Source organism: Pseudomonas sp. CFBP 5748, assembly GCF_053850495.1.
Genome location: NZ_JBSPTN010000003.1, coordinates 467,283 through 492,410, shown reverse-complemented (window position 1 = coordinate 492,410; position 25,128 = coordinate 467,283). Strand labels below are relative to the sequence as shown.

The following is a 25,128-nucleotide window of genomic DNA, read 5'->3' as shown; positions in this document are numbered from 1 at the left end:
CGCGATGAGAGTCGGCAGCGCTCAGGACGTTGATGAGCGGGCGCGCCAGGTTCGGCGTTTTGTCGATGAGCGCATCCTTCCGGTGGAGCCCGAGCTGGCGGCCGAACCCCGACAAGCCGCCCGGCGCATCGCCGAGCTGAGTGCCCAGGCCCGGGCTGCCGGGTTGTGGGGCAGCTTCTACCCCCAGGCCTTGGGCGGTCGGATTGCCAGCCTGCGTGCTTATCTGCTGGTGGCCGAGCAGGAGGGCCGGTCCGAGTACGGGCCGGCGATCTTCGGCGACGACGCCACGTTGGATCTGCACATGTTGAGCCGCCATGCCGGCGAGGAGATCCGCCAGCGCTTTCTTGCTCCGTTGGCGGCGGGGACGATGGTCTCCAGCTATGGCATGTCCGAGCCGGACAGCATCGGTTCGATCCCGGCGACCCTGAGCAGCCACGCCGAACTGGTTGACGGCCACTGGCGGTTGAGTGGGCGCAAGTGGTTCATCTGCCGTGCCGAACGGGCGGCATTGGTCACGGTGATTGCCCGCACCGCGCCAGGGCCATTGGAGAGTGGGTTATCGATGTTGTTGGTTCCCACCGACTTGCCTGGCTTTCGCGTGGAACGACCCTTGTCGATTCTCGGGCGGTTTTCCGGACAGGGGGAGCTTTCATTCGATCAGGTTCAAGTCCCGGCCAGTCATGTGCTGGGCGAGGTAGGGCAGGGCCTGGCATTGATGCAAGAGCGCCTGGCGCTGGGGCGCATCCTGCGTTCGGTGCATTGGCTGGGGCTGGCCCAACGCTGCTTCGACCTGATGTGCGCACGTATCCATTCGGCCCGCGGCGTGCAGGCGCGGCTGGCGGATAAACAGCTGGTGCGCCAGCGGGTGTTCCGGGTTTACCAGGGCATTGCCAGCGCCCGCGCACTGCTTCACGACGCTGCCGACAAATACGACGCCGGCGTTGCCAACAGTATTGAGGTGAACATCGCCAAGGTCGCCGCTTCCCAGGCCTTGAGCGAGGCTGCGGACTCGGCGATCCAGATCATGGGTGCCGAAGGCCTGAGCGAACTGTCACCGTTGTCGGGGATTTATCGCACGGCGCGCACCACCCATATCCTCGACGGCACCGACGATGCGCTGGTGAGCGCGGTAGGCCGGCAGTTGCTCGACAGCTGCGACGAAACGGGCCTGGACTTCGATTGGCCGTCCGTGATGGCGGGGGCAGGTCGATGAGCGAGCACAATCCTTCACGGGGCGTTTGGCTGCGGCTGGTGCTGACGGCGGCAATGGCCTTGCCGATGCTGATTTTCTACGCAGTCGGCACCCTCGGGCCGTTGATGGTCGCAGACCTCGGTGTGCCGACCCATTGGTTGGGATGGCTGATCACCAGCGCGTTCGGTTTTGCCGCCGTGCTGTCGTTGTGGGCCGGGCCATTGGTCAATCGTCTGGGAACCCGGCGTGCCCTGGCATTGCTGTTCTGGAGCACGGTGGCGGCTTATGGGTTACTGGCGAGCTTGCCCGGATTCATGGGCGTCGTACTGGCCCTGGCGGCCTGCGGCATTGCCCAGGCGCTGGCCAATCCGGCGACCAATCTGTTGATCGCCGAGCGCGTCGAGCCCCGGCAAAAGGCGGCGGTGGTCGGCTTGAAACAGTCCGGGGTGCAGGTCTCGGCCTTGTTCGCTGGCCTGTTGTTGCCCAGCCTGGCCCTGAGTCTGGGCTGGCGCGGTGCCTTGGCCACGCTGCTGTTGCCAGCATTGTTCCTGGCGCTGTTGGGCCCGCGGGTGGCCGCCCGTGAACATTCGGGCAACCCCCTGGGATTTGCCTTGAGTCGACCCAACACACGCCTGGCGTTGCTGATGAGCGTGCAACTGTGTGTAGGCATCGTGTTGTCGTCGTTCGTGACCTTTCTTGGGGTCTTTGCCGCCCAGCAAGGCATGACCGCGCAATGGATCGGCGCATTGATCGCCGGTTTCGGCGTGATGGGCATCGCCGCCCGGGTCGTGCTCACCCCGTTGGGCGCGCGGATGGTCGATGAGTCCTGGTTGCTGTTGGTGCTGTTGCTGTTGTCAGGCGTGGCGTTGTGGCTGACCTCGTTGGCCTTGCCCGTGCGTCATTGGCCGCTGTGGGCGGGCGCCTTGGGCATGGGCCTGACTGCCGTGGCGACCAATGCCATCGCGATGAGCATGGTGCTGCGCGATCCAGGGTTTGGTAGCCCGGCGTCGGCTGCCGGGCTGCTGTCGGCGGGTTTTTTCGGCGGGTTTGCCGTGGGGCCACCTTTGTTTGGCCTGTTCCAGCGCGGACCGTGGGGGTTCGCCGATGCGTGGTTGCTGTTGATCGGCGTACTCGTGGTGGGTGGCGCGTCGAGCCTGCTGTTGATTCGTCTGCGGCAACGCCACAAGGCGTCGGCCGTCACCGGGCTGAGGGCGGTCAAATGAACCTCGCCCAGGCGTGGCAAGAACCGTTGCGGCTCGATGAGACCTATCGCGCCATTGCGGCGATCCTCAGGCGCATGGAGCAGATCCAGGCCTCTTGTGCGCAGGGTTTTCCGTTGTATTGCACGGGGGCTGACAGTCATTGGAAAGTGTCGGCTGGCGGCTCCTGGCTGGGCGGGTTCTGGGCTGGAATGTGGTGGCTGCGCGCCCATCGCAGCGCACTGCTGGACGACCGTCGCCAGGCCCGCCGGATCACCGAACGGCTGCGGGACAAACTGGGCAGCGCCACGCATCATCGCAGCCTGATCTTTCATTACGGCGCAGGGCTGGGCAGTTGTTTGCTGGATGACGCCATGGCCCATGAACTCGCGGAGCAAGCGGTGCTGGAACTGGCGCGGGCCTTCGATCCGTTGCTCGGTTGCATTGCACTGGGGCGGGACATGGGCGGCGGCGAGCAGGGTGATCAGCGCCTGAGCATCGACCCGCTGGCTGCCACACTGCAATTGTTCTCGCGTCGGGCCGACCCTCGGCTGTTGAGCCTCGGACGGCAACAACTGCAGGCTTCCTTTCGTGGTTGCGCCGCTGGCGACGGGGCCTGGAGCAGTCAGGCTTGCCATGAAAATGGCCAGTGGCGTGCCGACGACAGGCCGGGCAATTGGTCCCGGGGCCAGGCCTGGGCGATGCTTGGCCTGAGTGTCGGTGCCCGGTTGTATGGCGCGCCTTACCAACAGGATGCCGTGCAGGCCTGCCAGTACTGGCAACGCAGTCGGGGTGTGGACGCACCGTTCAATCGCCTTTCCGAACCCCAGGGGCCGGACGATCCCTGTGCGGCGGCGATGGCGTCGCTGGCCCTCCTAGGGCTGGCGTCCCAGGTACCCGCCGGCGAGGTACTGCACCATCAGGCCGGTGCGCAACTGGCGGCGATTATTCGCGGCGGCGATTTTCACGAGGGACGTTTCGTCGGCCATTGCTACCGGACATCGGCCGCTGAGGAGCAGAAAGTGGAGTCGGCCTGTGGCAGTTTTTTCCTGCTGGCGGCATTACTGGCTTGGGCCGGTGAGCTTGATCCAAACGTTATCTAGGCGGCTCTCCCAGAAGGAACCCAGCCTTCGCAGCCAGCAGTGAGTAAAAATTTCCCCCTTTCAGGGCACTCAATCCCTGTTACCTGCCTTTTTGCACCTATTCGACCCGTTCCAGGGCTCGCCTAAAAAAGCTGAAATAAACGTTTCAGCTTTTTTAGGCTGTTTTGTCGCAAAAACGAAAATAAATTTCGCTTTACCGTAACTTTGCGCCGGTTTTTCTAGCGCAGTCTTGATGCATCGCGCTTGGGCACAGCCTTTGCTACGGCTCAATAGCGAAAACCAGCGCATCGTTGGATTCAGTATAGGAGTCATTTCGCCACGCAGATTTAATCAAGGGGGCGCACGTCATCCAGACGCAAAGGCCAGATCAGAGACCGTTGCTATCGAGGTGCTCAGAGAAACAGGGCTCATTAAAACAAAGCAAGGCCGGACCATTGGAATGACGAAGTGATAAGAAATGCCGTGTAGAACGCGGCTCGGAGTTGGCTATGCCCCACGCTTTTTTTAATGAAATGTATGACGCAAAGGGTGACTGCCGCCCGCATTACCAAGCCTTCTCACGCTGGCTGGCGGACACGCCGCTTGAACTGCTTGAACAACGCCGTCGCGAAGCTGACCTGCTGTTCCACCGGGCCGGTATTACGTTCACCCTCTATGGGGACGAGCAGGGCACCGAACGGTTGATTCCATTCGACATCATTCCTCGCAGCATCAAGGCCAGCGAGTGGCAGATGGTCGAGCGGGGCTGTATCCAGCGGGTCCAGGCCCTGAACATGTTCCTGGCCGACATCTACCACGGGCAGCACATCCTCAAGGAAGGCATCATTCCAGCCGAGCAGGTGCTCGCCAACGAGGGTTATCAGATCGCGATGCAGGGCCTGAACCTGCACCGGGGCATTTATGCCCACATCGCCGGTGTCGACCTGGTTCGCGACGGTGACGGCAGTTACTACGTGCTCGAAGACAACCTTCGCACCCCCAGCGGCGTGAGCTACATGCTCGAAGACCGCAAGATGATGATGCGCCTGTTCCCTGAGCTCTTCGCCGCCCAACGCGTAGCCCCCATCGACCACTATCCGAACCTGCTGCTCGATACCCTGAAAAGCTCAAGCCCCCTGGACAATCCCACCGCCGTGGTGCTGACCCCGGGCCGCTTCAACAGTGCCTATTTCGAACACGCGTTCCTGGCCCGTGAAATGGGTGTGGAACTGGTGGAAGGCGCCGATCTGTTTGTGCGTGACGACCACGTCTACATGCGCACCACCGCCGGCCCTCGGCAGGTGGATGTGATTTATCGCCGTCTTGACGATGCCTACCTCGACCCGTTGTCGTTCAACCCCGACTCCATGTTGGGTGTTCCAGGGCTGATCGCCGTTTACCGTGCGGGCAATGTGGTACTGGCGAACGCGGTCGGCACGGGCGTGGCCGATGACAAGTCGATTTACCCTTACGTCGACGAGATGATCCGTTTCTACCTGACCGAAGAACCGATCCTGAAGAACGTGCCCACCTGGCAGTGCCGCAAGCCCCAGGACCTGTCCCATGTGCTGGCCAACCTGCCCGACCTGGTGGTCAAGGAAACCCAAGGCTCCGGCGGCTACGGCATGCTGGTCGGCCCTGCGGCCACGGCGGCGGAAATCGAAGACTTCCGTACGCGCCTCAAGGCCCGTCCCGAAGCCTACATTGCCCAGCCAACCTTGAGCCTCTCCACATGCCCGACCTTTGTCGAGAGCGGCATCGCCCCGCGTCACATCGACCTGCGTCCGTTCGTGCTGTCGGGCAAGGAAACCCGCCTGGTGCCTGGCGGGCTGACCCGCGTGGCGCTTCGCGAAGGCTCGCTGGTGGTGAACTCGTCCCAGGGCGGCGGCACCAAAGACACTTGGGTAGTGGAGGACTAAGACATGCTTTCAAGAACCGCTTCTGACCTCTATTGGATGTCCCGCTACCTGGAACGCGCCGAGAACCTGGCGCGTATGCTCGAAGTCAGTTACTCGCTGTCATTGATGCCCCAGGCCGGACGCAGCGATGGCCATGCCGAGCTGGCGATGTCGCTGCTGGCGGCTGGTACGCTGGACGATTACAACGCGCGTTATGACGCGCTGAACACCGAACGCATGCTGCACTTCTTCGCGCTGGATGAAACCAACCCGGGCAGTATCTATAGCTGCCTGCGGGCCGCACGGACCAACGCCCATGCGGTGCGCGGGCGGATCACCGCCGACATGTGGGAGAACATCAACGCCACCTGGCTGGAAATGCGCAACATCGCCAGCAACGGCCTGGGCCGCTATGGCATCAGTCATTTCTGCGAATGGGTCAAGGAGCGCTCGCACCTGTTCCGTGGAGCGACCTCGGGCACCATCATGCGCAACGATGCCTACTGCTTCATTCGCCTTGGGACCTTTATCGAGCGGGCGGACAACACCCTGCGCCTGCTGGACGCACGCTACGAAATGTTCGGCGAGGAGTCGGAGGAGGTCAGCGACAATTCTGCCCGTGGTTATTACCAGTGGAGCGCCTTGTTGCGCGCGCTGTCCTCGTTTGAAGCGTTCAACGAGATCTACCGTAACGCGCCCAATGCCGAGCAGGTCTCGGAGATGTTGCTGCTGCGCGCCGACGTTCCGCGCTCGCTGCATGCCTGTATCGAGGAGTTGGACCATATCCTCGCCAGCCTGCCGGGCAACAACGGCCGGCCGGCGCAGCGCCTGGCCGCCGAGCTGAATGCGCGCCTGCGCTATTCCGGGATCGACGAGATCCTCGCCTCGGGCCTGCACCAGTGGTTGACCGACCTCATTGGCCAGATCCGCCATTTGGGCCAGACCGTTCACGAGTCTTATCTGGAGGTCGTATGAAACTGTCCATACGCCACGACACGACCTACAGCTATGCCGATGAAGTCTGCACCAGCATCCAGTTTCTGCGTTTGACGCCCAAGAACACCGAGCGCCAGCGCATCCTTGAGTGGCACTTGGAACTGCCGCGGCTGGTGCGCAGTCAGATCGACCCTTACGGCAACATCCTGCACGTGATGACCATGGACGAGCCCCACGGCGCCTTGGTGCTGACGGCTTATGGCCAGGTGGAAATCGACCAGACGGTGGAGATGGAGGCGGACACTCAGTCGCCATTGCCATTCCTGCGCACCAGCCCTCTGACCCAGGCAGATGATGCGCTCAGCGCCTTCGCTGTGGAGCAATGCGGGGCACGGCGTGATCGTGCGGCGCTGACCGACTTGATGCATGGCCTGGCTGCCCGCATGCCCTACAGCCCCGGCACGACGGCAGTCAGCAGCACCGCCGCCGAGGCGTTTGCCGGTGGTAGCGGGGTGTGTCAGGACCACACTCATGCGTTCCTGGCCTGCGCGCGCAGCCTGGGGATCCCGGCACGCTATGTGTCCGGTTACCTGTGCACCGAAGATGAAAACCATCTGGCGAGCCATGCCTGGGCGGAAGCCTGGCTGGACGACGGCTGGTACAGCTTCGACGTGACCAACCGCCTGACTCGCCCAGACCGCCACCTGAAACTGGCGGTCGGCCTGGACTACCTCGACGCCTGCCCGGTACGCGGCATGCGTCGCGGCGGCGGGGCGGAGCAGATGCAGGCAAGGGTGCAGGTGAGCTCGATGGTGCAGGTGCAGCACCAGTAGCCCAGTAAACCTGAAGACCTCATCGCGAGCAGGCTCGCTCCCACGGGTATTGGTGGTGAACATCGAATCGATGAACACCCGAGAACCCCTGTGGGAGCGAGCTTGCTCGCGATGACGGCAGCCCATCCGACATCACCGTCAGCTGACCCACCGCTTTCGCGAGCAAGCCCGCTCCCACAGAAGGTCTGTGGCGAGCATCAGATCTGAAAACACCCGAGAACCCCTGTGGGAGCCGAGCTTGCTCGCGATGGCGGTCGCCCGGCCAACATCGCCGCAAGCTGACTCACCGCCATCGCGAGCAGGCTCGCTCGCCCACAAAAATCAGCCGTCACCCCTGACCCCTGCGTACCCACCAAATGAAGCTTTCGTGACAAAAGTTCGGTAGCACATCGCCATTCCCGTCATGCCTGTGTGACGTGTTCAAGGGGACCTGCAAGGTCGTTTTGGAACCGGGGCGCGAAGCCGGGAGTGAGGCAATGGGGACTATGGAACGTTATTCAAAAGTGGGCATGCAGGAGCTCGACCAGCGGCTGTCGAAGATCGTCGAGGCGGCGCGCAAGCAGCCGGTCTCGGTGTATCGCTACGGCGCTCCGTGGGTTTGGATTGTTTCCCAGGATGACTGGCAGGGCGCGCTCAAGGAGGTGTCCAGCTATATCCCACAGGGCCATTCACTGGTGTTGCTGCGTCCGCAGATCGACGACCTGCTGGACGAGCATCGTGACGTGCTGCAAGGCCTCAACGCGCATGCCGAAATGCTGATCGCGCCACAGACCGCCATGCATATCCTCCTGCTGCAACTGCTCTATTCGGTGCCCAGCGAGCAGCAGCTCTATGAACAACTCAACTACAACCTGCTGTTCCGCTGGTTCGTCGGCCTGGACCTGAATCAGAAGGTCTGGAGCTTCAACGTCCTGAGCAAAGACCTCGCCACACTGCTGGGCGATGCGCGTGCGGTGAGGCTCATCCAGAAAATCATCGGTGAAGTGTTCTGTGGCGCCTTGCTGCAAATGCCGGAGTTCTCCTTGAACTTCGCACTGTTGCACACCTGGCTGGCCCGGCACATCACGACATCGACCGCAAGCAATTGAGCCGTACTTTGAATTCAGGGGGTGGTGTGGAGCATTTCTTCAAATCGCGGCCAGCGCTGTGGGGCTGGCTGTTGCTGGCGGTCGGGGGGCCGTCGGCATTCGCTGCAGAAGGAGGGCAGGAGGCCGAAGCGGCACCGGCGCGCCTGGTGGATGTGAACGAGTATTTCGTACGCGGCAATACCGTGCTCGACGCCCGGGCCATCGAAGAAGCGGTATACCCGTTCCTCGGCCCACAGAGGGCCTTGAGCGATATTGAAGGGGCCCGGGAAGCATTGCAAAAAGCTTATCAGGCACGCGGTTATCAATCGGTGTTCGTCGAGCTGCCGGAGCAGAAGGTCGAGGACGGTATCGTCTACTTGCAGGTCAGCGAGACCAAGGTCGGCCGGGTCCGTGTCGTCGGGGCCAAGCACTATTCGCCCGTGGAAATTCGCGAGGATGTTCCAGCGCTCAAGGAGGGTGAAGTGCCCGACTTCGCCCAGGTCCAGAGCGAGTTGGCGCAATTGAACAAAACCCCGGGACGGCAGGTGATGCCGCTGGTGCGCGAGGGCCAGCGACCGGGCACCATGGACGTTGACTTGCAGGTCGAAGACCAGAACCCCTGGCAAGCCAGCCTGGGGTTGAACAACGACTACAGCGCCGACACCGAGAAGCTGCGCACCGTCGCCAGCCTGGGCTACAACAACCTCTGGCAACTGGGCCACAGCATTTCGCTGACCTTCTTCACCGCGCCCCAGGACACCGAGAATGCCAAGGTCTGGTCGGGTTCCTATACCGCACCGTTGAGCGAACGCTGGAGCGTGCAGTTCTCTGGTTATCAGTCCGACAGCAACGTGGCAACGGTGGGCGGTAGCAATGTGTTGGGCAAAGGTCATTCCTATGGTGTCTCGGCGATCTACACCCTGCCGTCCAGCGGCGCCTGGGCCAACACCTTTTCCGTCGGAGTCGATTTCAAGGACTTCGAGGAAGAGCTGAACCTGGGCGGCGCCAGTGACAAGGCTCCGCTCAAGTACGCGCCATTCACGTTCGCTTACAACGGCTTTCGCTACACCGAAAACAGCCAGTTGGGCCTCGGCCTGAGCCTGGTGGCGGGCACTCGCAGCCTGCTGGGTTACGGCAGTTCCGACGAAGAGTTCGACTACAAACGCTATCGCGCCAGCCCCAGCTTCGCGGTGCTCAAGGGCGACGGCAACTACACCTTCACCTTCGGCAACGATTGGCAGACTGCGTCCAAGGCTGCCTTCCAGCTCGCCTCCGGGCCGCTGGTCTCCAACGAGCAGTTTTCCGCCGGTGGCGCCACGTCGGTACGCGGTTATCTGGCCGCCGAGCGCACCGGGGACGACGGCTACCTGCTGTCCCAGGAGCTGCGCACACCGTCCCTCGCCAAGTTCCTCGGCAGCTACGTCCAGGAATGGCGTTTCTATGCCTTCGCCGAAGGCGCGCAGTTGTACCTGCGTGACGAACTGCCTGACCAGGAAGCCGACTACAGCCTGGCCAGCGTTGGCCTGGGCACTCGCGCGAGCCTGAGCAAATGGCTGTCCGGCAGCCTCGATTGGGGCTACCCGCTGCTCGACGGGCCGAACACCTTGAAACAGGAATCGCGCCTGCACTTCAACCTGCAAGCGACGTTTTGAACCCAGGAGTCATGTCCATGCAACGCTTATTGTTATCCCTGTTTATTTGCCTGGGGCTGGCGCTTCCGGCCACCGCCAATGCCTGGTGGCAGGACGATTGGCATTATCGCAAACAGATTTCGGTGGACACCACGCCCCAGGGGGCTGCCATCGCCCAGGCTCTGGGGCGCACCGCGCTGCTGGTGCGTCTGCACACCGGCAACTTCACCTTCGACGGCGTCAAGGACGACGGCTCGGATCTGCGCTTTGTCAGTGCCGATGACAAGACCGTGTTCAATCACCAGGTCGAAAGCTTCGACCCGCTGATGGGCATGGCGCTGATCTGGGTCGATGTGCCAAGCGTGGAGGGCGGTCAGCGTCAGGACCTGTGGATGTATTACGGCAACCAGAAAGCGCCGGCCACCGGCAGCGGCCAGTTGACCTTCGACCCGGACTACACCGCGCTGTATCACTTCGACGGCGCCACTGGCGTACCGCCCAAGGACACCACCGCCTACGGTAACAATGCCCAGGGTGCGGCTGGCACCAGCATCGACGGCGTGATCGGGCGTGCCTTGCAGTTCAACGGCCAGCCGCTGTTGTTGCCGGCCAGCCCTTCGTTGCAACACAGTGCTGGCGCGGCGTTCACCTTCAGCACTTGGCTGCGTCAGGACCAGGCCAGCGGCGAGCAAATCGTCCTGGCCCGTCGCGAAGCCGCCACCAGCCTGTTGATTGGCGTAAACCAGGGTGTGCCGTTCGTAGCGATCAACGACCAGCGCGCGGTCTCGACCCAGCCGCTGAATCCCGGCCAATGGCAGCACCTGGCGTTGACTGCCTCGGGCGACCGGGTCGTGTTGTATGTCAATGGACGTGAAACCGCGAGTCTGGCGGTGGCGATGCCAGCGTTCAATGCGCCGATTGCCTTGGGCGCTGAGGTTTCCGCCGGGGCCTTCGCGCCCTTCAGCGGGGCCATGGATGAAGCGCGCCTGTCCAAGGTTGCCCGCCCGGCGCCACTGCTGTTGGCCGACGCCAATGCCCAGGGCGCGGAATCGAAACTGGTGGCCTATGGGGTCGATGAAGAGCAATCCGGCTTCGGTTTCGGCAGCCTGGGTTTCCTGCTCAACGCCGTGCCGATGGACGCCTGGGTGATCATCGGGGTGCTGGTGCTGATGATGTTCCAGTCGTGGATCATCATGATCCGCAAGAACCGCATGGTCAGTCGCCTCAGCGTGGCCAACGAAGCCTTCCGCGAGCAGTTCGCCAGGATCGGTACACGCCTGGAAATGTTCGCCGACGACCAGGACCTCGCCCAGCGCCTGCAACACTCGTCCTTGTGGCGCTTGTACCTGGTGGCCGTCAAGGAAATCCGCACCCGCCGCGAGCAGGGCGCCGACACTTCGTCGGTGTCAGCGGCCACCATCGAAGCGATCCGCTGCTCCATGGACGGTGTGCGCACCCGAGAAAACCAGCAGCTCAGTTCGAAGCTCTCGACCCTGTCCAATGCCATCGCCGGCGGCCCGTACATTGGCCTGCTCGGCACGGTGCTGGGGATCATGGTGGTGTTCCTCGGCACGGCGATGGCCGGTGACGTGAACATCAACGCCATCGCCCCGGGCATGGCCGCGGCATTGCTCGCCACCGCCATGGGCCTGTTCGTCGCGATTCCCGCGCTGTTTGGCTACAACCGCCTGATCACCCGCAACAAGGAAGTCAGCGCCGACATGCGGGTGTTCGTCGACGAGTTCATCACGCGCCTGGCCGAGATGCACGGTGAAGGCCAGTCCGGTGAAGCGGCGCAGCGCCGCAATCATCACGCCCCATCGTCCGTACCGGCCTGAGGAAATTGTCATGGCTAGCGTAAACGCTTCACACGATGACGACGATGACGCGGCGGTCGACAGCATCAACATCACGCCGCTGGTGGACGTGCTCATGGTGGTGTTGGTGATGTTCATCCTCACCGCCACGGCCCAGGTGTCGGGTATCCAGATCAATCTGCCCAAGGCCAGCGCCTCGGTGTCGTTGTCCGAGGCCAAGACCAAGGCGATTTCGGTGAATGACGGCGGGCAGGTGTTCCTCGATGCCTACCCGGTGACCCTGGCCGAGCTGGAAGAGCGCCTGCGCATCGAGAAGGCCCAGAACCCGGACTTCCCGATCATCGTGCGCGGCGACGCCACGGTGCAGTACCAGAAAGTCATCGAAGTGCTGGATCTGTTGCGGCGTCTGGAACTGTCCCAGGTCGGTCTCGTGACCGGCAAACCGAGCCAGGGCTGATCATGACTGCCAGACTTCCCATCAACCCGCCCCCGGTGAAGACCTCGCCGCTGCGCCTGCTCAAGTGGGCCGCTGGCCTGGTGCTCGGCGCCGTGGCGGCCTGGCTGCTGTGGCAGTGGGCCAACGACATGAGCGGTGTGCGGCGCGAAGCGCCGAAGGTGCCGACCATTATCCCACTGCCGCCACCGCCACCCCCGCCGCCGGAGAAACCCAAGGAACCGGAGCCCCAGGTCGAGGAAAAGGTGCCCGAGCCAGAGCCGACCCCGGAACCCGAAGAGGTCAAGCCCGAGGAAGAAGCGCCGCCGTCGCCGGTGGATGACCTGGCCAACCCGATGCAGATGGAGGGTGATGCCCAGTCTGGCAATGACGCTTTCAACATCGGCGCCGGCAAGGGGGGCGGCATGGCCGGGGCCGGCGGCGGACGCCTGGGCAATGGCACCTATAGCCAGTTCCTGGCGTTCACCTTTCAGCGTCTGCTGCGGGAAAACCCCGACCTGCGCAGCCTGGCGTTCTCGCTGCAGGCCGACGTCTGGCTCAGTGCCGTGGGCGAAATCACCCGGGTCGAGCTGGTCAAGTCCAGCGGCAACCCGCAAGTGGATGAACAGGTGATGACAGCCCTGCGTACCGCGCCCCATTTGAGTGAGCGGCCACCGGCCTCCCTGACTTTGCCTGTACGCCTGTCCTTGCAGGGACGGCGTCCGGGTTAACCGACTATTTGACAGCTTGCCAACAGGAGTTGTGTGCAGATGATTTCCAATGTGAATCGATTGTCGTGGGCAGTCGGCCTGATCGTTCTGGGCCTGTCCGGGCACTCGTTGGCCGCCCCGGCGCCTTCGGAAAACGCCACGATCAATCTGATCCGCCTGCTGGTGCAGCAGGGCGTGTTGAAGCAGGACCAGGCCGATGGCTTGATCGCCCAGGCCGAACGGGAAGCCGTGCAGGCCCGCCAGGCGGCCACGGCGATTGCCGCAGCGCCCGCCGGTGCGCCGGGGGACGTGCGGGTGCAATACGTGCCGAATATCGTGCGCGAGCAGATTCGGGATCAGGTCAAGGCTGAAGTCATGGCCACCGCCAAACAGGAAAACTGGGCGCAGCCCAACACGTTCCCGGATTGGGTTTCGCGGATCAGTTTTGATGGTGACATTCGCCTGCGGGATGAGTCGCGCTACTACTCGGGCACCAACAGCAATGAAATCGTCGACTTCGCCCGACTCAATGACCGGGGGCCGTACGACGTCAATCCCAACAGCAGTTCCAGCCTGCCACCGCTGCTCAACACCCGCGAAGACCGGGAAAACCTGTTTCGCCTGCGCGCACGCCTGGGTATGAAAGCGGTGATAGCCCCGCAATGGACCGCGGGCATTCGCATCGGCACCGGCTCGGACAACAACCCGGTGTCCACCACGCAGACCCTGGGCGGCGGTTTTGGCAAGAAAGACATCTGGCTCGACCAGGGTTACCTGACCTGGAAGCCCTCGGATGAATTGACCCTGACCGGCGGGCGTATCGCCAACCCGTTTTTCGCCACCGATCTGCTCTATTCCGGTGACCTGAACTTCGACGGCGTGGCGGCGATTTTCAACCGCAAGCTCAATCAGGATTGGGGCCTGTTCGGCACCGTCGGGGCGTTTCCGGTGGAGTACACCAACGACACCAGCACCAGCAATGGCTCGGACAAGGAAGAGAGCGACAACAAGTGGCTGTACGGCGCGCAACTGGGGGCCAACTGGGCGATCAACGGCAGCAACCGCCTCAAGGGGGCATTGGCCTACTACCGTTTCGACGACATCGAAGGCCAGCGTTCTTCGCCGTGCCAACCTTGGGCAGGGGACCCTGGCTGCGACAGCGACGGTTCACGCGTGGCATTCATGCAAAAGGGCAACACCGTGTTCCTGCTGCGGGACATCACGCCCAACCCGCTCAACCCGTCCACCACGCCACAGCCGCAGTATGTCGGCCTGGCCTCGGAGTTCAACCTGCTGGACCTGAACCTGGTATGGGATGCCGATCTGCCCGAAGACCTGAAACTGCGCAGCCAGGCCAACTACGTCCACAACCTGGGCTACGACGAAGGCGAGATGCGCAAGCGTTCCGCAGGGCAGTTCGCCAACAACCTGGACAGTGACGGCAACGTGGAAAGCGGCGCGAACGCCTGGATGCTCCAGTTCACCCTGGGCAATTCGCTGGAGCTCAAGCGCGAGGGCGACTGGAACCTGTTCGCCGGCTACAAGTACATCCAGCCGGACGCCTTGCCGGACGGCTTCAATGACTCGTCGTTCCACTTGGGCGGCACCAACGCCAAGGGCTATTTCCTGGGCGGCAACTATGGCTTGGCGAGCAACGTCTTCGCCACTGGCCGCTGGCTGAGTTCCGAAGCGGTGTACGGCGCGCCGTACGACATCGATGTCTTGCAGCTTGAAATCAACACGCGCTTTTAAGCGCAGGGAGGCCTCATGAAAAGGCGAGCCAAATACCCATGTCCGGGTGCGTTGCTGGTGCTGGGGCTGCTGCTGAGCGGCCTGGCTCACGGCGAAGGCCTGGAAGAACGACTGCGGGCCCAGCTGCGCAGCACCACCGCGCAGTTGCAAGCCCTGCAGAGCGAACAGGCCCAGGCCAGCGCAGCGCGGCAGGCTGCAGAGGGCCAAGCCAAGGAGGCCCAGGCGCAGATCAAGCAATTGACTGCACAACTGAGCAAGGCCCAGGCCCTGAATGAGCAGTTGGCCGGGCACCAGCAAAACCTGCAAAGCCAGGCCCAGGCGCAGGTCGCGGCCAGCAACGAGCAGATCGGCAAGTTCAAGAAAGCCTACGACGAACTGTTGACCCTGGCCCGTGGCAAGGAGACCGAGCGCGCGCGTCTGGCGGCGCAATTGACCGAGCGTGACACACAAGTGCAGCAATGTTCGGTCAAGAATCAGCAGATGTACGAAGTCGCCAAGACGCTGCTCCACGCCTACGAAACCATTGATGTGAGCGACATCATGAAGATCCGCCAGCCGTTCGCCGCCAAGACTCGGGTGCGTTTCGAAGAACTGGCCCAAGGCTTTGGCGATGACCTCTACAAGAACCGTTTCGATGCGCCCCAGGCCTCGATCACTCACTGATTAGCAAGGAAGAATCGACATGACTTCAATGATCGAACACGTCTCGGTAAAGTCCCTGACCGAGCTGTTGCAGACCGCCGGATACCGGGTCAACGAAACCGAGCAAAACGGCATCGTGCAGCTGCTCAGTGCCAGCCAGGGCATCGGCTATGCGGTGCGCTTCGGCAACCCGGCGCCGACGGCGGGCGAGTATCTGGACTTCACCTTTAGCTGCGCCTTGCGCGTGCAGGGTGAGTTGCCGGCCGGGTTGGCGGAACTGTGGAACGCCTCGCGGCGCTTTGCCCGTTTGTCGCTGCAAGGCGAGTTCCTGGTGATGGAAATGGACGTGGTGGTCGCCGCAGGCGTGAGCGCCGATCATTTGCGCAGCAATCTGGAGCTGTGGGATCGCCTGTTGCAGGAGTTCATTGTCTACCTGCGCGAATACAGCCAGAACGCGGCGCGAGTGCAAACCCAGGACGAGGCCGCCGAGGTCTCGCTGGAGGAGGTTGCCGCATCGTGAAAAAACCGACTGTCGTCATCAGCGCCGCGGCGCTAGGGCTGGTCGCCGTGGCCGTGGTGCTTGGCCTGCGGCCGGGCAACGATCCGGTGGCTGCGGTGCAAGCCGCAAGCGTTGTTTCAGTCGACGCGCCGAGCCTGGCGCGGTTGGGCAACCAGCAAGTCAGCCCTGATGAACTCAAGACGTTGTTGGCAACCCTGGCCCCCGAAGTTCGCCAGCAAATGCGTGGCAACCGGGCTGCGCTGGAAGGCTGGATCCGTGCGCGGCTGGCGGAAAAAGCGGTGCTGGAGCAAGCCGATGCCCAGGGCTGGCGGCAGCGTCCGGAAGTGGAACGCCAGACGCAGGTTGCCGTCGAGCAAATCGTCTTTCGCGACTACTTGCAGTCAGTCAGCCAGGTGCCGGCCGGCTTTCCCAGTGACGAAGAGTTGAAGCAGGCTTACGACGCCGGGAAAGCCAATTGGACCGCGCCAGCGTTGTACCGGGTGAGTCAGATTTTCCTGGCGGCGACTGACCCGCAAACGGTAGAGGCTGTGCGCCGGCAAGCGCTGGAACTGAGTAAAAAAGCCCAGGCGTCGCCCGCCGATTTTGCCGTCCTGGCCAGCCGTTTTTCCCAGGATCGCGCCAGTGCCGAGCGCGGTGGCGACAGTGGTTTCCAGCCGCTGCAGCAACTGGTGCCGCCGGTGCGTGAGGCGGTGGCACGCTTGAAAATCGGCGCTGTGTCGGACCCGGTGCAGAGTGCGGCGGGGTTTCATGTGATCAAGCTCACCGAACAACAACCGGCCCGGGAGGCGACCCTGGACGAAGTCCGCGAGCGCCTGACCCAGGCCTTGCGCGCCCAGCGCCAGGAGCAGATCGCCAAGGCCTACCTGGACGGCATGCTCGACACCGCGACCTTGAGTATTGATGGGGCACAGTTGAGCAAGGTGTTGGAGGAGGGGCTTTAGCCAGGTCTACACCAAACCCGTGGCGAGGGAGCTGTGTTGTTTGGAAGACTCGCGCAGCCACACGTATTCGCATAACCGACAGGGAGTCACCAATGTCATTCATCGAGCCCGCAGGACGCCAGGCTATTACCCCTTATCGCACGCCGTTGCGTGTTCCCGCTCCCTGGCTGGCGCTGGTCGGGGGTATCGAGCCGCAGGTGGCGCAGTGTTTTCTGGTCAGTGCCCGTTGCGGCTGCTTCATGCAGGCGGCCCGCAGCCTCAACGTCAAGACGACCTGGTTGCGCAAGCAACTGGCGCATCTGGAGGCGCGCCTGCAATGCACGTTGTTCAGCTTTCAGGGCAACACCTTGACCCTCAGTCGTGAAGGCCGGCAGTTGCAGGCGCGGCTGGTGGCCCTGGCTAACGAAGGCCTGCCGTCCCTGGCCGATCAACCGCTGATTCGCCTGGCTGTGGCCGAGTCGATCCTGCATGACATCCTGGGCCGCAACCTGATCTCCTTGCTGCGACGCAATGCCAGCGTGCGCTTGCAGATCATTACCCTGGACAGTGAACTGGCGCTGCAGGCTGTCACTGCCGACCTGGTGCTGTGGTTGAGCGATGCGCACGCCGCGGTGCCGGGGCCGAGTTTTGCCACCCTGGCGCCAGAGCGACTGGGACGCCTGGATTATGTGCCGCATATCGCCAAACGTTATTCAAGACCGACGACCCGCCCGGACTGTCTGGACGACTTGAACGATTACATGCTGGTGCAATGGCAGGCGGACCGTCAGGTGGACAATTTCACGCCGTGGAACGCCTTGATGGAGCAACGCCGTGTGGGTGTGGTGCAGGTGCAATCCTACGAATTGATGCTGGAAATGATTCGCTGCAGCGCCTGCATTGGCCTGTTGCCGCAGTACATGAGTCGCTTTGACCGGGGTCTGGTCGCCTTGCCGGGGCTGTTCGGCCTGCCGATGCAGCGCCACCTGTGGATGGCAATCAACGCCCAGGCCCAAGGCTCGCCGGAGGTGCAGATGCTCGTCGAGCTGATTCACCACACTCTGGATGAACGCAGGGAGTGGTTTCAACCCTAGTTGGCATCGCGATAAACCTGTGGGAACGAGCTTGCTCGCTCCCACAGGGGACCTGGCCACTTGGATGATCGACGGCTTATAGTGATTGGCCTTGTCATCTCTCCAGGGAGGAGCCACATGTCCGAGTTTTCAATCACCCTTGCACGCTTCACTGAAGCCCATATCACAGGTGTCACCGCGCTCTACAACGACCCGGCGGTCACCCGTCAGGTGCTGCAGATGCCTTTCCAGTCCACCGAGGTCTGGCGCAAGCGCCTGGCGATGGATGATGAACGCCTGGTGAAACTGGTGGCGCTGCATCAGGGCGAGGTCATCGGTAATCTCGGGCTGGAACAGTACTCGCGCATCCGTCGTGCTCATTGCGGCAGTCTGGGCATGGGGGTGGCAGTCGCCTGGCAGGGCAGGGGCGTGGGTTCGATGCTGCTGGCCGCCGCGCTGGACGTGGCGGACAATTGGATGAATCTGCGGCGGGTCGAGTTGACCGTATACGCTGACAATGAGGCCGCCATCGGGTTGTACCGAAAGTTCGGCTTCGAAACCGAAGGCTTGATGCGCGACTATGCCGTGCGTGACGGGCGCTGGGTGGACACCCTGGCCATGGCGCGACTGCGCTGAAGGGGCAGCCGGTCAGGCGAAGTGGCTTTTGCGTACGCCGGCGTCTTGAACCTGTCATCATCCAGTTTCGCAGCAGGCCCTTAATCGAGGAACAGCGCATGGACGATGTACAGCAATTGGGCGAGATGCTTCGTCACTACGCCGACAGCGAGGCGCACAAGAAGCAACAGCACCAGGCCCAGGCAGCGGTGTGGGCGCAACAGATCGAGGCGTTGTACGGGCAAATCGAACAATGGCTGGCGCCAATCATGGCGCCGAACCTCCTGGAGTTGCGCCGTGAGGCGTATGTGGCGCATGGGCCGAGTGTTCCGGTAGAAACGTCGGCTTTCAAGACGGAAAAACTGACCTTGTCCATTACCGGCAAGCCGGTGGAGTTCGTGCCGGAGGTCATGGGGCCGGGCGGACAGATTTCCCTGTCGATCATGGGACTGACCGCAACACGTTATGGCAGCATTTCGCTGGTTTGCCAGCCACCTTCGGTGCAGTGGCAATGGCGCCGGACCAACGGGTTGAAAGACCCGGACACGTTTGCCTTCGACGCCGGTTTTCTCGCACAGCAGTTACAAAGCCTGATACCGCGTGAGCGAAGCTGAATCACTTGTTCTTTTCAGAGCAGGCAAAAACCTGACCATTGGCTATACCTGTAATGCCCGGCCCCATCTCGTGTGGCTTACAGGAGTGACAGCATGAAGTTCGCGTCAATGATTGGCACCGTATGCATCGCCTCGCTCGCCTTGGCGGGTTGCTCCAGCAAGATCACCCAGCCGGATGAATACTCCGGTTTCCTGGGGGATTACAGCCGGCTCAAGGAGGAAAAATCACCGTCGGGGGCCGAGGTGATGCGCTGGGTCGATCCCAAGATCGATCCGGGCAAGTACACCAGCCTTTACATCGAGCCGACGCAGCTTTATCCCAAGCCGCAGCCGACCACCAGGATCCCCCAGGCGACCTTGTCCGGCATCACCGGTTACTACGACCAGGCGCTCAAGCGCGAAGCGGGAAAATCCTTGCCCTTGGCAACCGCGCCCGGGCCGGGGGTATTGGTGATGCGCGCGGCCATTACCGCAGTCAGCAGCAAGACCGAAGGCCTGAAACCCTATGAGGTGGTTCCGATTGCGTTGGTGGCCGCCGCCGTCAGCACTGCCAGCGGCATTCGCGACCAGGAAACCACACTGGGCACCGAAGCGGTGTTCCTCGACGGTGGCAGCAATGCGGTGGTTGCCCAGGTGGTGCGCAAGGGCACCGGTAAACCGTTGTCCAACGAGTCCCAGGTGATGAAACCCGATGACGTCAAGGGCGTGATCGATGGCTGGGCGGCGGATCTGCACCAGTCGTTTCTCAAGCTCAAGGCTAAATAGGCGCCGACATCCGTAGGCGCTGCCGAGCGAAGCGAGGCTGCGATCTTTCCCCTGACAATCGAGTCTCAAGCGAAAAATCAAGAATCAAAAGATCGCAGGTTTTGCCAGCTCCTAAATAATCCAGCCATAGGTCGAGAAGCCGTTTTATGGTTAACTCCGGCCTCCACCATTTTCAAACAAGTCAGAAGGAAACCGTTCATGGCTCAAGTCACTCTCAAAGGCAACCCGGTTCAAGTCAATGGCCAGTTGCCACAAGCCGGTTCCAAGGCGCCAGCCTTTTCCCTGGTGGCCGGCAATCTGTCGGACGTTTCCCTGAAGGATTTCGCCGGCAAGCGCAAAGTGCTGAACATTTTCCCAAGCGTCGACACCCCGACCTGCGCGACCTCCGTACGCAAGTTCAACGCCCAGGCCAATGATCTGAAAAATACTGTGGTGCTGTGCATCTCGGCTGACCTGCCGTTCGCCCAGGCACGTTTCTGCGGTGCCGAAGGCCTGGAAAATGTTCAGAACCTGTCCACACTGCGTGGTGCCGAGTTCATCGAGAACTACGGCGTGGCCATCGCTGACGGTCCGCTGAAAGGCCTGACCGCCCGTGCCGTGGTCGTGCTGGACGAAAACGACTCCGTGCTGCACAGCGAATTGGTCAAGGAAATCGGTGAAGAACCGAACTACGACGCCGCGCTCGCCGTTCTGAAGTAACGTATTTATTACAATTATTAACGGCCTGGTCTCGTCCAGGCCGTTTTTATTTGCGCTTCAAGGCCTTAGCCGACTATGCGATGCGTAAGCCAAAGGTAAATTGCCGGTAAAGGCGCTTTGCTAAATACCTGCCAGTGCTTATCGTTCAGCCTCCTGTAAAAGAAGCCCACGCGCCCAATGGTTGATCACTCCATGCAATCCTCTGTTTCCCGCAATTCCCGTTGCTGGCTGTTCGGTCTGTTTGTCGTATTGGTCGTCGCGCTGCTGGTCTGGAAATTCTGGCCCGCCGGCACGGCTCCAAAAACCGCGGCAGAGCAGAAGGCCGCGGCTGGACACATGGGACGATCGGGTGGCATGCGACCTGGGTTCGGCGGTGCAACGGGGCCCATCCCGGTGCGGGTGGCACCGGCGGTCACCGGGGATTTCCCGCTGTACTACAAGGCGCTGGGTACGGTCACGGCCCTCAACACCATCAATGTGCGCAGCCGGGTGGGCGGTGAGCTGGTCAAGATTGCTTTTGAAGAAGGGCAAATGGTCAAGGCCGGGGACCTGCTGGTCGAGATCGATCCGCGTCCGTACCAGAACGCTTTGCTCCAGGCCGAAGGCACGCTGTTGCAGAACCAGGCCCAATTGAAGAATGCCCAGGTGGACCTCGAGCGTTATCGTGGCCTGTATGCCGAGGACAGCATTGCCAAGCAGACCCTCGACACCGCCGCCGCGCTGGTGGGTCAGTATCAGGGCACGGTCAAGACCAACCAGGCGGCGGTCAACGACGCCAAGCTCAACCTGGAGTTCACCAAGATTCGTGCGCCGATTTCCGGGCGGGTCGGCCTGCGACAACTGGACGTCGGCAACCTGGTGGCGGCCAACGACACCACGGCTCTGGCGGTGATCACCCAGACCCAGCCCATCAGCGTGGTGTTCACCCTGCCGGAAAACAACCTCGACACAGTGCTCGCCCGCTACCGCAGCGGGGCGAAACTGCCGGTCGACGCCTGGGACCGTGGCGACGTGAAACTCCAGGCCAGCGGTGTGCTGCAAAGCCTGGACAACCAGATTGACATCACCACCGGCACCCTGAAATTCAAGGCCCGCTACGACAACCGCGACCAGTCGCTGTTCCCCAACCAATTCGTCAACGTCCACCTGCTGGCCGACACCCTCAAAGGTGTGGTCCTGGCGCCGACGGCCGCCATTCAGTTCGGCACCAACGGCACCTTCGTCTATGCCTTGGACGGCGATAAGAAAGTCACCATCAAAAAGCTGAAAATCGGCGCCAGCGACGGTGAAAATACCGTGGTCACCGAAGGCCTGGCCGCTGGCGACCGGGTCGTGCTCGAAGGTACCGATCGCTTGAAGGAGGGCAGCGAAGTGGAAGTGGTCAACGACAGCCAGGACGTGCCCACTACGCCGACCGAGCACCTGCAAGGCAAAACCGCGGCGACCCCGACTGAATCGGCCGTGGCCGACAAGGCGAAAAAGGGCGGCGCATGAATCTCTCGCGGCTGTTCATCCTTCGCCCGGTCGCCACCACCCTGAGCATGCTGGCCATCATCCTGGCTGGCCTGATCGCCTATCGGCTGCTGCCGGTGTCGGCATTGCCCCAGGTCGATTACCCGACCATCCGCGTGATGACCCTGTACCCGGGCGCCAGCCCCGATGTGATGACCAGCGCGGTGACCGCCCCCCTGGAGCGCCAGTTCGGGCAGATGCCGGGCCTGACGCAGATGGCCTCCACCAGTTCCGGCGGCGCGTCGGTGATTACCCTGCGCTTCAACCTCGACATCAACATGGACGTCGCCGAGCAGCAGGTGCAGGCGGCGATCAACGCGGCCACCAATCTGTTGCCCAAGGACCTGCCGGCACCGCCGGTGTACAACAAGGTCAACCCGGCCGATACCCCGGTGCTGACCCTGGCAATCACCTCCAAGACCATGCTGCTGCCCAAGCTCAATGACCTGGTGGACACCCGCATGGCGCAGAAAATCGCCCAGATCAGCGGGGTCGGCATGGTCACCATCGCCGGTGGCCAGCGCCAGGCCGTGCGGATCAAGGTCAACCCCGAGGCCCTGGCGGCCAACGGCCTGAACCTGGCGGATGTGCGCACCCTGATCGGGGCTTCCAACGTCAACCAGCCCAAGGGTAACTTCGACGGCCCGACCCGGGTCTCGATGCTCGACGCCAACGATCAGTTGACCTCGCCCAAGGATTACGCCGAACTGATCCTGGCCTACGCCAACGGCGCACCGTTGCGGCTCAAGGATGTGGCGCAGATTGTCGACGGCGCTGAAAACGAGCGTCTTGCCGCCTGGGCCAATGAAAACCAGGCCGTGCTGCTGAACATCCAGCGCCAGCCAGGGGCCAACGTCATCGAAGTGGTGGACCGGATCAAGGCCCTGCTGCCGAGCATCACCGACAACCTGCCGGCCGGCCTGGACGTCACGGTGCTCACCGACCGCACCCAGACCATCCGCGCCTCGGTCACCGACGTGCAGCATGAATTGCTGATCGCCATCGTCCTGGTGGTCATGGTGACGTTCCTGTTCCTGCGTCGCGTCAGCGCTACCATCATTCCGTCGGTGGCCGTGCCGCTGTCGTTGATCGGTACGTTTGGCGTGATGTACCTGGCCGGGTTCTCCATCAACAACCTGACGCTGATGGCCTTGACCATCGCCACCGGTTTCGTGGTGGACGATGCCATCGTCATGCTGGAGAACATCGCCCGCTACATCGAAGAGGGCGACAGCCCATTGCAGGCTGCGCTCAAGGGCGCCAAGCAGATCGGTTTCACGTTGATCTCCCTGACCTTGTCGCTGATTGCAGTGCTGATCCCGCTGTTGTTCATGGCCGACGTGGTGGGGCGGCTGTTCCGTGAGTTCGCCATCACGCTTGCGGTGGCGATCCTGATTTCCCTGGTGGTGTCCCTGACCCTGACGCCGATGATGTGCGCCCGGCTGCTCAAGCGTGAACCCAAGGAGGCAGAACAGGGCCGTTTCTACCGCGCCAGCGGCGCCTGGATCGACTGGCTGATCGCCGCCTATGGGCGCAAGTTGCAGTGGGTGCTCAAGCATCAGCCGTTGACCCTGCTGGTAGCGGTGGGCAGCCTGGTGCTGACGGTGGTGTTGTACCTGGCCGTGCCCAAGGGCTTTTTTCCGGTGCAGGACACGGGGGTAATCCAGGGCATTTCCGAGGCGCCGCAGTCGATTTCCTTCGCGGCCATGAGCGAGCGCCAGCAGCAACTGGCCAAGGTGATCCTCGCCGACCCGGCGGTGGAGAGTCTGTCTTCCTACATCGGCGTGGACGGCGACAACGCCACGCTCAACAGTGGCCGGCTGCTGATCAACCTCAAGCCCCACAGCGAGCGGGATGACAGCGCCAGCGAGATCATTACCCGCTTGCAGCCCCAGTTGGACCGATTGGTGGGCATCCGCCTGTTCATGCAACCGGTGCAGGACCTGACCATCGAAGATCGGGTCAGTCGCACCCAGTACCAGTTCAGCCTGTCGTCGCCGGACGCCGAGTTGCTCAGCCTCTGGAGCGGTCGTCTGGTCGAGGCCCTGGCCCAGCAGCCGGAACTGACCGACGTCGCCAGTGACTTGCAGGATAAGGGCTTGCAGGTTTATCTGGTGATCGACCGCGACGCCGCCTCACGCCTGGGCGTGTCGGTGTCGAACATCACCGATGCATTGTATGACGCCTTCGGCCAGCGGCAGATTTCCACCATCTACACCCAGGCCAGCCAGTACCGTGTGGTGCTGCAAGCCCAGGCTGGGGAACGGATCGGACCGCAGGCGCTGGATCAGATTCACGTCAAGACCACCGATGGCGGCCAGGTCCGACTGTCGAGCCTGGCCCGTGTCGAGGAGCGTCAGGCGCAACTGGCGATTGCCCATATCGGTCAGTTTCCAGCGGTGATGATGTCGTTCAATCTCGCGCCGGGCGTGGCCCTCGGGCATGCGGTGGATGTGATCGAGAAGGTCCAGCAGGACATCGGCATGCCGGTGGGGGTGCAGACCGAGTTCCAGGGCGCGGCCCAGGCGTTCCAGGCATCGTTGTCGAGCACCTTGCTGCTGATCCTGGCGGCGGTGGTGACCATGTACATCGTCCTGGGCGTTTTGTACGAGAGCTACATCCACCCGATCACTATCCTCTCGACATTGCCCTCGGCGGCCATCGGCGCCTTGCTGGCGTTGATCATCAGTGGCAACGACCTGGGCATGATCGCAATCATCGGCATCATCCTGCTGATCGGCATCGTGAAGAAGAACGCGATCATGATGATCGACTTCGCCCTTGACGCCGAACGCAACCAGGGCATGGACCCGCAGACGGCGATCTACCAGGCTGCGTTGCTGCGCTTCCGGCCGATCCTGATGACCACCTTGGCGGCCTTGTTCGGCGCGGTGCCGCTGATGCTCGCCACCGGTTCCGGTGCCGAACTGCGCCAGCCCCTGGGGTTGGTGATGGTGGGTGGGTTGTTGGTGAGCCAGATACTGACGTTGTTCACCACCCCGGTGATCTACCTGTATTTTGATCGTCTGGGGCGGCGGTTTGCCAAGCCGGAAGGGAAAGAGGTCCAGGTATGATGGCCGCGTCCGGAATCCTGGGACATGGAGGCTTTTCGTGGCGAGGGAGCTTGCTCCCGCTGGGCTGCGCAGCAGCCCCTTTTGTGAGCGCTGCGCACTCAAGCGGGAGCAAGCTCCCTCGCCACAAAAGCCTAGCCATTTCTT

At 62.4% G+C, this 25,128-nt stretch carries 22 protein-coding genes; all 22 read left to right on the top strand.

What is annotated here, in order from left to right; all coding sequences use genetic code 11:
• Positions 1-4: 4 nt before the first annotated feature.
• Positions 5-1,213: an acyl-CoA dehydrogenase family protein gene (locus ACWNZ1_RS09690; RefSeq protein WP_406550141.1), complete on the top strand. Its 1,209-nt coding sequence runs from the start codon at positions 5-7 to the stop codon at positions 1,211-1,213.
• Positions 1,210-2,415: an MFS transporter gene (locus tag ACWNZ1_RS09685; RefSeq protein ID WP_135845679.1), complete on the top strand. Its 1,206-nt coding sequence runs from the start codon at positions 1,210-1,212 to the stop codon at positions 2,413-2,415. Before ACWNZ1_RS09690 ends, ACWNZ1_RS09685 begins: the two co-directional genes overlap by 4 nt.
• Complete coding sequence (locus ACWNZ1_RS09680) at positions 2,412-3,494, top strand: glucuronyl hydrolase (protein WP_456027601.1); 1,083 nt, start codon at positions 2,412-2,414, stop codon at positions 3,492-3,494. The genes ACWNZ1_RS09685 and ACWNZ1_RS09680 overlap by 4 nt, the downstream gene beginning before the upstream one ends.
• A gap of 488 nt (positions 3,495-3,982) precedes the next feature.
• Positions 3,983-5,392, top strand: coding sequence for a circularly permuted type 2 ATP-grasp protein (locus ACWNZ1_RS09675; protein WP_135845677.1), 1,410 nt, complete (start codon positions 3,983-3,985; stop codon positions 5,390-5,392).
• Between the two features lie 3 nt (positions 5,393-5,395).
• Positions 5,396-6,346 (top strand): alpha-E domain-containing protein, encoded by a 951-nt coding sequence (locus tag ACWNZ1_RS09670; protein WP_003201699.1) that lies wholly within the window; start codon positions 5,396-5,398, stop codon positions 6,344-6,346.
• Entirely contained in the window at positions 6,343-7,140 is a 798-nt protein-coding gene (locus tag ACWNZ1_RS09665; protein ID WP_135845676.1) for a transglutaminase family protein, read from the top strand. The genes ACWNZ1_RS09670 and ACWNZ1_RS09665 overlap by 4 nt, the downstream gene beginning before the upstream one ends.
• A gap of 485 nt (positions 7,141-7,625) precedes the next feature.
• A complete protein-coding gene (locus ACWNZ1_RS09660; protein ID WP_135845674.1) occupies positions 7,626-8,228 on the top strand; it encodes a transposase in 603 nt (200 codons plus the stop codon).
• 68 nt (positions 8,229-8,296) lie between these two features.
• Positions 8,297-9,859 (top strand): ShlB/FhaC/HecB family hemolysin secretion/activation protein, encoded by a 1,563-nt coding sequence (locus tag ACWNZ1_RS09655; protein ID WP_425343040.1) that lies wholly within the window; start codon positions 8,297-8,299, stop codon positions 9,857-9,859.
• Between the two features lie 17 nt (positions 9,860-9,876).
• Positions 9,877-11,676, top strand: a complete 1,800-nt coding sequence (locus ACWNZ1_RS09650) for a DUF2341 domain-containing protein (protein ID WP_256453193.1) — start codon at positions 9,877-9,879, stop codon at positions 11,674-11,676.
• Between the two features lie 10 nt (positions 11,677-11,686).
• Positions 11,687-12,112, top strand: a complete 426-nt coding sequence (locus ACWNZ1_RS09645; RefSeq protein WP_092348164.1) for an ExbD/TolR family protein — start codon at positions 11,687-11,689, stop codon at positions 12,110-12,112.
• A 2-nt stretch (positions 12,113-12,114) separates the two neighbouring features.
• The gene (locus ACWNZ1_RS09640) at positions 12,115-12,819 is read left to right on the top strand and encodes an energy transducer TonB family protein (protein WP_135845671.1); all 705 of its coding nucleotides are present in this window, start codon (positions 12,115-12,117) and stop codon (positions 12,817-12,819) included.
• 39 nt (positions 12,820-12,858) lie between these two features.
• Positions 12,859-14,550: a putative porin gene (locus tag ACWNZ1_RS09635; RefSeq protein WP_265072085.1), complete on the top strand. Its 1,692-nt coding sequence runs from the start codon at positions 12,859-12,861 to the stop codon at positions 14,548-14,550.
• A 15-nt stretch (positions 14,551-14,565) separates the two neighbouring features.
• Complete coding sequence (locus ACWNZ1_RS09630; RefSeq protein WP_135845669.1) at positions 14,566-15,213, top strand: DNA repair protein; 648 nt, start codon at positions 14,566-14,568, stop codon at positions 15,211-15,213.
• Between the two features lie 19 nt (positions 15,214-15,232).
• Positions 15,233-15,712: a YbjN domain-containing protein gene (locus ACWNZ1_RS09625; RefSeq protein WP_406550140.1), complete on the top strand. Its 480-nt coding sequence runs from the start codon at positions 15,233-15,235 to the stop codon at positions 15,710-15,712.
• Positions 15,709-16,653, top strand: a complete 945-nt coding sequence (locus ACWNZ1_RS09620) for a peptidylprolyl isomerase (RefSeq protein ID WP_256453190.1) — start codon at positions 15,709-15,711, stop codon at positions 16,651-16,653. Before ACWNZ1_RS09625 ends, ACWNZ1_RS09620 begins: the two co-directional genes overlap by 4 nt.
• 92 nt (positions 16,654-16,745) lie before the next feature.
• On the top strand, positions 16,746-17,726 hold the full coding sequence (locus ACWNZ1_RS09615; protein ID WP_135845666.1) for a LysR family transcriptional regulator: 981 nt from the start codon (positions 16,746-16,748) through the stop codon (positions 17,724-17,726).
• Positions 17,727-17,843: 117 nt separating this feature from the next.
• Positions 17,844-18,341, top strand: a complete 498-nt coding sequence (locus ACWNZ1_RS09610) for a GNAT family N-acetyltransferase (protein WP_135845665.1) — start codon at positions 17,844-17,846, stop codon at positions 18,339-18,341.
• A gap of 98 nt (positions 18,342-18,439) precedes the next feature.
• Positions 18,440-18,934 carry a hypothetical protein gene (locus ACWNZ1_RS09605; protein WP_135845664.1) on the top strand — a complete coding sequence of 165 codons (495 nt, stop codon included), beginning with the start codon at positions 18,440-18,442 and terminating at the stop codon, positions 18,932-18,934.
• Positions 18,935-19,027: 93 nt separating this feature from the next.
• Positions 19,028-19,699, top strand: coding sequence for a DUF3313 domain-containing protein (locus ACWNZ1_RS09600; protein WP_135845663.1), 672 nt, complete (start codon positions 19,028-19,030; stop codon positions 19,697-19,699).
• 198 nt (positions 19,700-19,897) lie between these two features.
• Entirely contained in the window at positions 19,898-20,398 is a 501-nt protein-coding gene (gene tpx / locus ACWNZ1_RS09595; protein ID WP_135845662.1) for a thiol peroxidase, read from the top strand.
• A gap of 177 nt (positions 20,399-20,575) precedes the next feature.
• The gene (locus tag ACWNZ1_RS09590; RefSeq protein ID WP_456027600.1) at positions 20,576-21,892 is read left to right on the top strand and encodes an MdtA/MuxA family multidrug efflux RND transporter periplasmic adaptor subunit; all 1,317 of its coding nucleotides are present in this window, start codon (positions 20,576-20,578) and stop codon (positions 21,890-21,892) included.
• The gene (locus tag ACWNZ1_RS09585; RefSeq protein WP_256453189.1) at positions 21,889-24,984 is read left to right on the top strand and encodes an MdtB/MuxB family multidrug efflux RND transporter permease subunit; all 3,096 of its coding nucleotides are present in this window, start codon (positions 21,889-21,891) and stop codon (positions 24,982-24,984) included. The genes ACWNZ1_RS09590 and ACWNZ1_RS09585 overlap by 4 nt, the downstream gene beginning before the upstream one ends.
• The last annotated feature ends 144 nt before the right edge of the window (positions 24,985-25,128 follow it).

Excerpts from the sequence above, each read along its gene's own strand:
- ACWNZ1_RS09675 (WP_135845677.1), top strand. The coding sequence starts at position 3,983 with ATGCCCCACGCTTTTTTTAATGAAATGTATGACGCAAAGGGTGACTGC.
- ACWNZ1_RS09635 (WP_265072085.1), top strand. The coding sequence starts at position 12,859 with ATGATTTCCAATGTGAATCGATTGTCGTGGGCAGTCGGCCTGATCGTT.
- ACWNZ1_RS09665 (WP_135845676.1), top strand. The coding sequence starts at position 6,343 with ATGAAACTGTCCATACGCCACGACACGACCTACAGCTATGCCGATGAA.
- ACWNZ1_RS09585 (WP_256453189.1), top strand. The coding sequence starts at position 21,889 with ATGAATCTCTCGCGGCTGTTCATCCTTCGCCCGGTCGCCACCACCCTG.
- ACWNZ1_RS09680 (WP_456027601.1), top strand. The coding sequence starts at position 2,412 with ATGAACCTCGCCCAGGCGTGGCAAGAACCGTTGCGGCTCGATGAGACC.
- ACWNZ1_RS09610 (WP_135845665.1), top strand. The coding sequence starts at position 17,844 with ATGTCCGAGTTTTCAATCACCCTTGCACGCTTCACTGAAGCCCATATC.
- ACWNZ1_RS09600 (WP_135845663.1), top strand. The coding sequence starts at position 19,028 with ATGAAGTTCGCGTCAATGATTGGCACCGTATGCATCGCCTCGCTCGCC.
- ACWNZ1_RS09670 (WP_003201699.1), top strand. The coding sequence starts at position 5,396 with ATGCTTTCAAGAACCGCTTCTGACCTCTATTGGATGTCCCGCTACCTG.
- ACWNZ1_RS09615 (WP_135845666.1), top strand. The coding sequence starts at position 16,746 with ATGTCATTCATCGAGCCCGCAGGACGCCAGGCTATTACCCCTTATCGC.
- ACWNZ1_RS09690 (WP_406550141.1), top strand. The coding sequence starts at position 5 with ATGAGAGTCGGCAGCGCTCAGGACGTTGATGAGCGGGCGCGCCAGGTT.
- ACWNZ1_RS09605 (WP_135845664.1), top strand. The coding sequence starts at position 18,440 with ATGGACGATGTACAGCAATTGGGCGAGATGCTTCGTCACTACGCCGAC.
- ACWNZ1_RS09630 (WP_135845669.1), top strand. The coding sequence starts at position 14,566 with ATGAAAAGGCGAGCCAAATACCCATGTCCGGGTGCGTTGCTGGTGCTG.
- ACWNZ1_RS09590 (WP_456027600.1), top strand. The coding sequence starts at position 20,576 with ATGGTTGATCACTCCATGCAATCCTCTGTTTCCCGCAATTCCCGTTGC.
- ACWNZ1_RS09685 (WP_135845679.1), top strand. The coding sequence starts at position 1,210 with ATGAGCGAGCACAATCCTTCACGGGGCGTTTGGCTGCGGCTGGTGCTG.
- ACWNZ1_RS09650 (WP_256453193.1), top strand. The coding sequence starts at position 9,877 with ATGCAACGCTTATTGTTATCCCTGTTTATTTGCCTGGGGCTGGCGCTT.
- ACWNZ1_RS09640 (WP_135845671.1), top strand. The coding sequence starts at position 12,115 with ATGACTGCCAGACTTCCCATCAACCCGCCCCCGGTGAAGACCTCGCCG.
- ACWNZ1_RS09660 (WP_135845674.1), top strand. The coding sequence starts at position 7,626 with ATGGAACGTTATTCAAAAGTGGGCATGCAGGAGCTCGACCAGCGGCTG.
- ACWNZ1_RS09645 (WP_092348164.1), top strand. The coding sequence starts at position 11,687 with ATGGCTAGCGTAAACGCTTCACACGATGACGACGATGACGCGGCGGTC.
- ACWNZ1_RS09625 (WP_406550140.1), top strand. The coding sequence starts at position 15,233 with ATGACTTCAATGATCGAACACGTCTCGGTAAAGTCCCTGACCGAGCTG.
- tpx (WP_135845662.1), top strand. The coding sequence starts at position 19,898 with ATGGCTCAAGTCACTCTCAAAGGCAACCCGGTTCAAGTCAATGGCCAG.